Source organism: Actinacidiphila sp. bgisy160 (assembly GCF_965342435.1).
Classification (GTDB): domain Bacteria; phylum Actinomycetota; class Actinomycetes; order Streptomycetales; family Streptomycetaceae; genus Actinacidiphila.
The window spans coordinates 26,255-33,639 of sequence record NZ_CBDRCM010000071.1; the positions used below are offsets into that span (position 1 = coordinate 26,255).

Here is a 7,385-nt window from a genome sequence, read left to right on the forward strand (position 1 = left end):
GCCGTGATTGAACTGCCGCCCCCAGACCCCGTCAAGAGGTCTGGACCAAGAAGGGCGGACAGGCCCGCGCGGAGTGCCCGCCCGGTCCCCGCCCGCCCCTGCCCCCTGCCTGCGGCGCGGCGCGTCACGTACCGGGCTTGCGCCCGTACACGTACACGTCGTCACCGTTCCTCAGCAGGCTCCAGTACTTCTTTGCGTCCGCCTTGCGCATGTTCACGCAGCCGTGCGATCCCGGCGGGGACCACACGCTCCCCGCGATCGAGTGGAACGCCTGTCCCCCGTCGAAGAACTGGCTGTAGGGCATGGCGACGTTGTACAGCGTCGACCAGTGGTCGATGTGCCGCCAGTAGATCTTCTTCGAGCCGGTGCGGGTCTCGTAGCCGTTGCGGCCCGTCCGCACCGGAACCGGCCCGAACCTCAGCTTCTTGCCGTCCTGTATCCAGCTCAGCTGCCGCGTGAGGTCCACGCACGCGATCCGCCCCTTGTCGGTGGGGCACTTGCCGGCCTTGTTGGGATTGCTGCCCGCGGCCTTCTGGGCGTTCATGATCTTCATGACGCCCCAGGTCACGGGGCCCGCGTAGCCGATGTTCGGGGATATCCCGTACTTCGTCTGGAAGGCGCGTATCGCCTTGCAGTCGGCCGCCGACTGCTTCCCGTCCACCGGCCGCCCCAGGAACTTCTCCACCTGCTTCTGGTACGGCCCCTTGCTCTTCGTGCACGACGCGGCCTGCGCCGTGCCGCCCCCCGCCACGACCGGTGTCACGGCCATCACCGCCACCGCGAGGGCGGCCCCCGCCCGTCGTCCCGCTGACGCTCCCGCTCTCATCGCATCCCCTTCCCCGGTGAGGCCCTCGCGCGACGGCCTCACCCCCTAGGACAATCGTGAGGCGCCGGAGGTTGCGGAACGACCGGTGCGGAAAAGGGTGTTGCCGGGCCGTCAGGCGCGCGGGGGGCCGTCCAGGACGTCGCGGACGATGCGCACGGCCTGCTCCGTGTCGGCGCGCGACACGTCCAGGTGGAAGACGAACCGCAGCCGCCCGGGGTAGCCGGCGCACTGCAGCCCGCGCCGCGCGAGGCGCTCCCGCACCTCCTCGGCGGACAGCCCCGGCGCCGGTTCGGCGAAGACCATGTTGGTCTGGGCGTCGCCGACCACCAGACCGGGCACGCCCTTGATCCCCGCCGCGAACAGCGCCGCGTTCGCGTGGTCCTCGGCGAGCCGCGCCACCTGGTGCTCCAGCGCGTACAGCGCGCCCGCCGCCACGATGCCCGCCTGTCGCATCCCGCCGCCGAGCGCCTTGCGCCAGCGCAGCGCCCGCGCCACGAACTCCCGGCTGCCCAGCAGCGCGGAGCCGACCGGGGCGCCCAGGCCCTTGCTGAAGCAGACCGAGACGCTGTCGAAGTGACCGGCGATCAGCCGCGCCTGCTCGTACGGGTCGCCGGCGGCCGCCACCGCCGCGTTGAACAGCCGGGCCCCGTCGAGGTGCGTGGCCAGTCCGTGCTCGCGCGCCAGCCCGGTCGCGGCCCGCAGGTAGTCCACGGGGACGGCCCGGCCGCCGATGGTGTCCTCCAGGCACAGCAGCCGGGTGCGCGGGAAGTGCGGGTCGTCCGGCTTCACCGCGGCCGCGATGTCGGCCGGGTCCAGCGTCCCGTCCGCCCGGTGGGGCAGCGGCTGCGGCTGGATCCCGCCGAGCACGGCACCGCCGCCGGCCTCCCAGCGGTACACGTGCGCCGACTGCCCGGCGATGTACTCGTCACCGCGCCCGCAGTGCGTCAGCAGCGCGCACAGGTTGCTCTGCGTCCCGGACGAGACGAACAGCGCGGCCTCGAAACCGAGCCGTTCGGCGATCCGGTCCTGGAGGGCGCGGACGGTGGGGTCGTCGGCGAAGACGTCGTCGCCCACCTCGGCTTCCGCCATGGCGCGGCGCATGGCCGCCCCCGGCCGCGTGACGGTGTCGCTGCGCAGGTCGATGACCCGTCCGGGCTGCTCATCGGTGACATCAGTGATCGGCATGCGTTCACCCTGCCATGCCCGCCCATCGGTAGGATCGTCGGGTGAATTCGTACTGGCACGTCGTCCTTCCGCCGCTCCGCGCCTGACCGGGCGCACTCACTGACGGCTCGGACCTCCGCCCCACCGGCAGGCCCCCCGGCCACCAGGGGCGGTTGCGGTGCGCCCGTTCCGGATCCGTTTCCAACGATTCGTGACGAAAGGCCACCCCTCGTGCCGGACAACACTCCCTCCCTCGGCCCCGCACGCCCGCTCGCGCCCGGGGCTGCCGCCTTCCGGCCGCGGTTCGTCCACGGCGTGCTTCCGATCCTCGCCGCCGCGCTGCTGTGGGGCACCACCGGCACCGCCGCGTCCTTCGCGCCCGCGGGCGCCCCGCCCGCCGCGGTCGGCGGCGCCGGACTCACCCTCGGTGGGCTCCTGCTCCTGGCCGGGGCGCGGGGAGCACGGACCCTGCTGCGCACCGTGGGGCGCCGCGGACTGGCGCTGCTCGCCGTCGGCGCCCTGGCCGTCGCCGGTTACCCGCTCTCCTTCTACCCGGCGGTCTCCCGCACCGGGGTCGCCGTGGCCACCGTCATCGCCCTGGGGAGCGCGCCGGTCTTCACCGGGCTGTCGGCCTGGGCGGCGGGTCTGCACCGCCCGAGCCGACAGTGGGCCGCCGCGACGGTCGTGGCCGTCATCGCCGGCGGGATGCTCGTGCTCGGCGGCGCGCACGCGGGTCCCGCGGCGCGCACGGACGCCGCGGGGGTGGCCCTGGCGGCCTTGGCCGGCTTCTCGTACGCGGTGTACTCCCTGGTCGGCGCGCACTTCATCGGACGTGGGCAGACGCCGGGCGCCGTGATGGGGGTGCTCTTCGGCTCCGCCGGTCTGCTGACCCTGCCGGTGGTGCTCGCCGCGGGTGTGGTGTGGCTCGGCACGCCGCGTGGCGCCGCGGTGGTGCTGCACCTCGCCGTGCTGACGACCTTCCTGGCCTACCGGCTGTTCGGCCACGGACTGCGGCACACGCCGGCCTGGGTCGCCACCACGCTCACCCTCGCCGAGCCCGCCGTGGCCGCCCTGCTCGGGGTGGCCGTGCTCGCGGAGCGGCCCACGCCGCTGTCGTGGGCGGGGCTGGGCGTCCTCGTCCTCGCCCTGGCGGTGCTGTCCCGCAGGGATCACTGACGGACGGCCGGACGGCGTGGGCCCCCGCCCCAGGTCACCGGGGCGGGACGTCGTCCACGCGCTCGCCCTCCGCCTGGGAGGGGGTCGTCCGGGGGACGTCCGGGTGGATCTCCATCGTGCTGCGTTCGGCGGGGTCGTAGATCCGTTCGCCCTCCGCCTGGGAGGGGGTCTCCGCGTAGAGGTACGGATCGGCGTCCGAGGACGTGGACTTCATGGCGGACCTCCTACGGTCGCTGTCTCCATCCTGCTCCCTCAGCCCCGGCGGGGCGAGACCAGCAGGAACGCCCGGCGCCGGCGGTCCTGGTGGAGCGTGCACTGCCAGCCGTACGCCTCCAGGACGTCCTGGCACCGGGCCAGCTCGGCCTCGGCGGTGCCGGAGGCGTCTCCGGCGGCATCCCCGGCGGCAAAGTGCCAGGACACCTCGGCGACCCCGCTCTGGGCGGAGGGCGCGACGGCGTAGCCCGCGGCCGAGGGCCGCCCCGCGGCGTCGCGCGCGGACGGGGGCCGGCCGGCCGCCTCCAGGGCCAGGGCGACGGCGTGGACGTGGCGCTCGCGTTCCCAGGGCGCGGGCCGCGTGGTGTCGCCTTCCTGCAGGACTCGGCGGATCTCCAGCAGCCCCGACCAGGCCGACGCGACCTCGGCGGCGCGCCCCGGGGTGGCGCCGCCCGTGCCGTGTCCGTCGTCGGCCGCGAAGCCGCGCTCGGGGGCCTTGGGCGACGGCGGCCGCGCCGGCTGCGGTGCCCGCGCCGCCGTCCCGGGCGCCGGCCCGGCGTCCGGGTGGGGAAGATCCACGCGGGTCAGTTCCGCGCGGACCCGGCGGCCCTCCTGGGTGAGGTAGTAGCCACCGGTGCGGCCGTACCGCACGGCGAGGCCCTGCCTGGTCAGCGCGGCGCAGGTCGCCTCGCGCGCGCTCACCTGGCCGGTGTTGGCGTCGGACTCCAGCAGGGCTCGGCGCTGGACGGCGGTCAGGGTCATGCGTCGCACCCTATGAGCCGGACGCCGAGACCGGGAATGCCCTACACTCGAAATCGAGCAGTTGTTCGAACGAGGTGGAGGCGGACACACCATGGTCGAAGCCGAGCCGCACCAGGACCCCGGGCCCTGCGTGCTCTACATCCGCTGCGGCGGTACCGACCCGGCGACCCTCGCGGCGCTCGCCGGGCTCGTCGGTCAGTTCACCCCCGTCGTCCGCGCCGAACCGCCGGACGCGGTCGTGGCCGACGTGCGCTCCGCGGTGAGCTTCTACGGCCTGCTGCCCGAGCAGCTCGCCCTCATGATCAGCACCCGGGCCTCCGCCCTGTACGACGTGAGCCTCACGATCGGCGTCGCAGGGAGCCGTACGGTCGCCGCCATGGCCGCGTACGACGTCCTCGTCGGCCGGATCCGCGCCGTCGACTCCGACCCGCGGGCCGTCGCCGGTTTCCTGCGCGCCAAGCCGGTCGCGGCGCTCCCCGGGATCACCGCGGAGGCCGTCCGCGCGCTGATCGCGGCCGGGCTGGACACCGTCGGAGCGGTCGCCGCGGCGCCGCTGCCCGACATCCAGGCGATCCTTGGCGCCGCTCCCGGACGCGGCGTGTGGGAACGCGCGCACGGCCTCGACCCCGCCCCGATCACCCCGGAGCACCCACCCGGCTCGCTCGCTGCCGACCGCCTCTTCACCGCCGACGCCACCGACCACGGCGCGCTGAGCCGGGCCGTCCTCGAACTCGGGCTCGGCCTCGGCGACCGGCTGCGCGGCACCGGCCGTACGGCCACCGGGCTCACCCTGACCGTCCGGCTCGCCGGCGGCTCGTCCGTCAGCCGCAGCCGCACCCTGCCGGAGCCCACCTCCGACCCCGGCGAACTCGCCGAGGCCGCCTACGCCATGCACGAGGCCCTCGGCGCTCACGGCGCCCCCGTGCGCGCCGTGGCCCTGCGCGCCGAGGGGCTGTCCGCGGCCGACCCGCACCGGGCCCGTCCCGTGCCCGTGGGGGCGGGCCGGGGCCGGGCCGTGCTGCCGTCGACCTTCGCCGATCCGCCCGGGAGCGGCCCCGCTCAGGAGGAGCGCCGGCTGTCCTCGTGAAGCGCCTCCAGTACGGCGGCCATCACCTCGGCGCCGTCCAGCGGACGCGGCAGCGGGCCACTCCTGGCCTGCGCCATGTCCGCGAAGCAGGCGTCGCACACGGCGAGCGGGAGATGGCGGATACCGCAGTCGCGGACGGTGTCGTCCTCCCGCCCGCAGACGTCGCACCCCGATGATGCCGCCATGTGTTCGATACTGCCCCGTCCCGGCGTTTCGCGACAGGGCGCGACCGGTTGGCGACGTCCCGTCAGAATCCGCTGTGGCTCGGGCACTTGACCCGGCCAGTGACTCCGCGCCAATCCTGTGTGTGGTGCTGTCCCTGCCGCACCTGGTCGCCGAGCTCTCCGACGAGGAGCGCGCGCGACGCGTCAGGGTGCACACCGGCGCGATGCTGGTCGCCGACGGCGTCGGCAACTTCCTCAAGATCCGTCTGCCGGTCCCGCTCGACGACGGCCGCACCGTGAACCATCTCGTCTGGGCATATCCCGAGGCCCCGGTGATCGGGGAGGTCGTCGCCAGGGTCCGCGACGACACCCTGACCGGACACCGCTTCGAGGGCCTGCTGTGCAACGCCATCGGACCCCGGGGCGAGGACGTGCTGCGCGCACCCGTCGTCCTGGAGGGCCGGCCTGCCGTCCGAGCCGGGAGCCGCTGCGAGGTGGTCGAGTCCGGGGACCCGCTGCTGGACAAGGTGCTGCGGGAGCGCCGGCCCGCGCGGTTCGTGCTCGACGACGGCTTCGACCACTGACCCAGCCCGGTTGTCCGGGGCAACGGCCTCACCTCGACGGTTGCGCCGCCGGAGGGATCGGGGCGAGGGTGGGGAGGGTACATACGTGACGAACCTCGAAACGGAGGTTCCCATGCGAATGAGCAAAGCCGACCTCTACACGCGGGACCTGAGGGAAGCGCGCTGGGTCAAGAGCAGCAGGAGTGGCTACCTGCCGGAGTGCGTCGAGGTGGCGGACCTCGGCGGCGGAGCCGTCGCGATCCGTGACTCGAACAACAGGGAGCTGCCGCCGCTGCGGTTCACCGCAGAGGAGTGGACGGCGTTCCGGGAGGGTGTGCGCGCGGGCGAGTTCGGTTAGCACCCCTCACCCCTCGGGCGTTCGGCGGGCCGGCGAACCGGCCCGCCGCGCCTGTCAGGCGTCCAGCGGGCCGCTTCGTGATCACACACTCGGCGTGGGACGGCCCGGCTCAGTCGAGGGCCGCACAACGGCGAGGACGCGGGCCGGTGCGTGGCGGCCGCAGGCTGGGCTGCTGGTGCGAGCCCGAGCCGTGCCACGCGCAGGTCGTCGCGGAACTCGCGGACGCCTTCTGACGTCCCGGTGCCCGGCACGGCCGGACGGGGGTGTCCTGATCCGAGGGTCGCGCGTCCCTCCGGCATCCGGCGGGGTCGGCCGCCGCGCCCGACGATGGACTCCTCGGCACCGGGCGCCCCGCCCGGACGCCGGCGGAACCCGCAAACCTGTCAGGAGATTCGACGTGGCTGAAATCATCGCGGACATAGAGGTGCCCGGCACCCGGCTCGTGACGGAGGCGACCGAACTCGTGCGCAAGGCCGCCGACCCGGTGGTCTACCACCACTCCCGCCGGGTGTACTTCTGGGCGTCGATGCGCGGCCGCAACCGCGGCTGGGACTTCGACCCCGAGCTGCTGTACGTCGGCGCCCTCTTCCACGACCTCGGACTGACCGACGCCTACGCCCGTACCGACCAGCGCTTCGAGATCGACGGCGCCGACGAGGCCCGCCGCTTCCTGCTGGAGCACGGCGTCCCCGGGGACCGCGCGCGGCTGGTGTGGGAGGCGATCGCCCTGCACACCACCCCGGAGATCCCGTGGCACATGGCCCCCGAGATCGCCCTGGTCACCTCGGGCGTCGAGGTCGACGTCCTGGGCATCGGGTACGACGAGATCACCCCGGAGGAGCGCGAGGCGGTCGTCGCCGTCCACCCGCGGCCCGACTTCAAGAACAACATCCTCAAGGAGTTCACCCACGGCATCGCGCCGCGCCCGGACACCACGTTCGGGAACGTCAAGGCCGACGTCCTGGAGCGTTTCGTGCCGGGCTTCGTCCGCGGGAACTTCGTGGACACCATCCTGCGGTCCCCCTGGGCGGAGTGATCCCGCCGTCCCGGTGGCGGGTTGTCGTGGTCAGTC

11 protein-coding genes are annotated in these 7,385 nt (G+C 74.2%); 6 read left to right on the forward strand and 5 right to left on the reverse strand.

Annotation, left to right across the window (positions count from 1 at the left end; genetic code table 11):
* Positions 1 to 124: 124 nt before the first annotated feature.
* Entirely contained in the window at positions 125 to 769 is a 645-nt protein-coding gene (locus tag ACRWNP_RS33560) for a L,D-transpeptidase family protein (RefSeq protein ID WP_431968185.1), read from the reverse strand.
* Between the two features lie 168 nt (positions 770 to 937).
* On the reverse strand, positions 938 to 2,011 hold the full coding sequence (ltaE, locus tag ACRWNP_RS33565) for a low-specificity L-threonine aldolase (RefSeq protein WP_431968187.1): 1,074 nt from the start codon (positions 2,009 to 2,011) through the stop codon (positions 938 to 940).
* A 210-nt stretch (positions 2,012 to 2,221) separates the two neighbouring features.
* Here ltaE and ACRWNP_RS33570 point away from each other — a divergent pair, with 210 nt between their 5' ends.
* A complete protein-coding gene (locus ACRWNP_RS33570) occupies positions 2,222 to 3,166 on the forward strand; it encodes an EamA family transporter (RefSeq protein WP_431968189.1) in 945 nt (314 codons plus the stop codon).
* A gap of 34 nt (positions 3,167 to 3,200) precedes the next feature.
* Here ACRWNP_RS33570 and ACRWNP_RS33575 read toward each other — a convergent pair whose 3' ends face one another.
* Positions 3,201 to 3,380 carry a hypothetical protein gene (locus ACRWNP_RS33575; protein WP_431968191.1) on the reverse strand — a complete coding sequence of 60 codons (180 nt, stop codon included), beginning with the start codon at positions 3,378 to 3,380 and terminating at the stop codon, positions 3,201 to 3,203.
* Positions 3,381 to 3,418: 38 nt separating this feature from the next.
* Complete coding sequence (locus tag ACRWNP_RS33580; RefSeq protein ID WP_431968193.1) at positions 3,419 to 4,141, reverse strand: hypothetical protein; 723 nt, start codon at positions 4,139 to 4,141, stop codon at positions 3,419 to 3,421.
* A 91-nt stretch (positions 4,142 to 4,232) separates the two neighbouring features.
* On the opposite strand from ACRWNP_RS33580, the gene ACRWNP_RS33585 reads away from it, so the two are divergent.
* On the forward strand, positions 4,233 to 5,228 hold the full coding sequence (locus tag ACRWNP_RS33585) for a DNA polymerase Y family protein (protein WP_431968195.1): 996 nt from the start codon (positions 4,233 to 4,235) through the stop codon (positions 5,226 to 5,228).
* Here ACRWNP_RS33585 and ACRWNP_RS33590 read toward each other — a convergent pair.
* Positions 5,201 to 5,413 carry a hypothetical protein gene (locus ACRWNP_RS33590; RefSeq protein ID WP_431968197.1) on the reverse strand — a complete coding sequence of 71 codons (213 nt, stop codon included), beginning with the start codon at positions 5,411 to 5,413 and terminating at the stop codon, positions 5,201 to 5,203. The two genes, ACRWNP_RS33585 and ACRWNP_RS33590, sit on opposite strands and share 28 nt — an antisense overlap.
* 125 nt (positions 5,414 to 5,538) lie before the next feature.
* Between ACRWNP_RS33590 and ACRWNP_RS33595 the strand changes: the two genes are divergently transcribed.
* The 4 genes from ACRWNP_RS33595 (at position 5,539) to ACRWNP_RS33610 (ending at position 7,349) form a co-directional block, all read left to right on the forward strand.
* On the forward strand, positions 5,539 to 5,976 hold the full coding sequence (locus ACRWNP_RS33595) for a hypothetical protein (RefSeq protein WP_431968199.1): 438 nt from the start codon (positions 5,539 to 5,541) through the stop codon (positions 5,974 to 5,976).
* 112 nt (positions 5,977 to 6,088) lie between these two features.
* Positions 6,089 to 6,313: a DUF397 domain-containing protein gene (locus tag ACRWNP_RS33600; protein WP_431968201.1), complete on the forward strand. Its 225-nt coding sequence runs from the start codon at positions 6,089 to 6,091 to the stop codon at positions 6,311 to 6,313.
* Between the two features lie 146 nt (positions 6,314 to 6,459).
* Entirely contained in the window at positions 6,460 to 6,546 is an 87-nt protein-coding gene (locus tag ACRWNP_RS33605) for a DUF4326 domain-containing protein (RefSeq protein ID WP_431968205.1), read from the forward strand.
* Between the two features lie 164 nt (positions 6,547 to 6,710).
* A complete protein-coding gene (locus tag ACRWNP_RS33610; RefSeq protein ID WP_431968203.1) occupies positions 6,711 to 7,349 on the forward strand; it encodes an HD domain-containing protein in 639 nt (212 codons plus the stop codon).
* The last annotated feature ends 36 nt before the right edge of the window (positions 7,350 to 7,385 follow it).

Excerpts from the sequence above, each read along its gene's own strand:
- ACRWNP_RS33560 (WP_431968185.1), bottom strand. The coding sequence starts at position 769 with ATGGCCGTGACACCGGTCGTGGCGGGGGGCGGCACGGCGCAGGCCGCG.
- ltaE (WP_431968187.1), bottom strand. The coding sequence starts at position 2,011 with ATGCCGATCACTGATGTCACCGATGAGCAGCCCGGACGGGTCATCGAC.
- ACRWNP_RS33575 (WP_431968191.1), bottom strand. The coding sequence starts at position 3,380 with ATGAAGTCCACGTCCTCGGACGCCGATCCGTACCTCTACGCGGAGACC.
- ACRWNP_RS33580 (WP_431968193.1), bottom strand. The coding sequence starts at position 4,141 with ATGACCCTGACCGCCGTCCAGCGCCGAGCCCTGCTGGAGTCCGACGCC.
- ACRWNP_RS33585 (WP_431968195.1), top strand. The coding sequence starts at position 4,233 with ATGGTCGAAGCCGAGCCGCACCAGGACCCCGGGCCCTGCGTGCTCTAC.
- ACRWNP_RS33590 (WP_431968197.1), bottom strand. The coding sequence starts at position 5,413 with ATGGCGGCATCATCGGGGTGCGACGTCTGCGGGCGGGAGGACGACACC.
- ACRWNP_RS33600 (WP_431968201.1), top strand. The coding sequence starts at position 6,089 with ATGCGAATGAGCAAAGCCGACCTCTACACGCGGGACCTGAGGGAAGCG.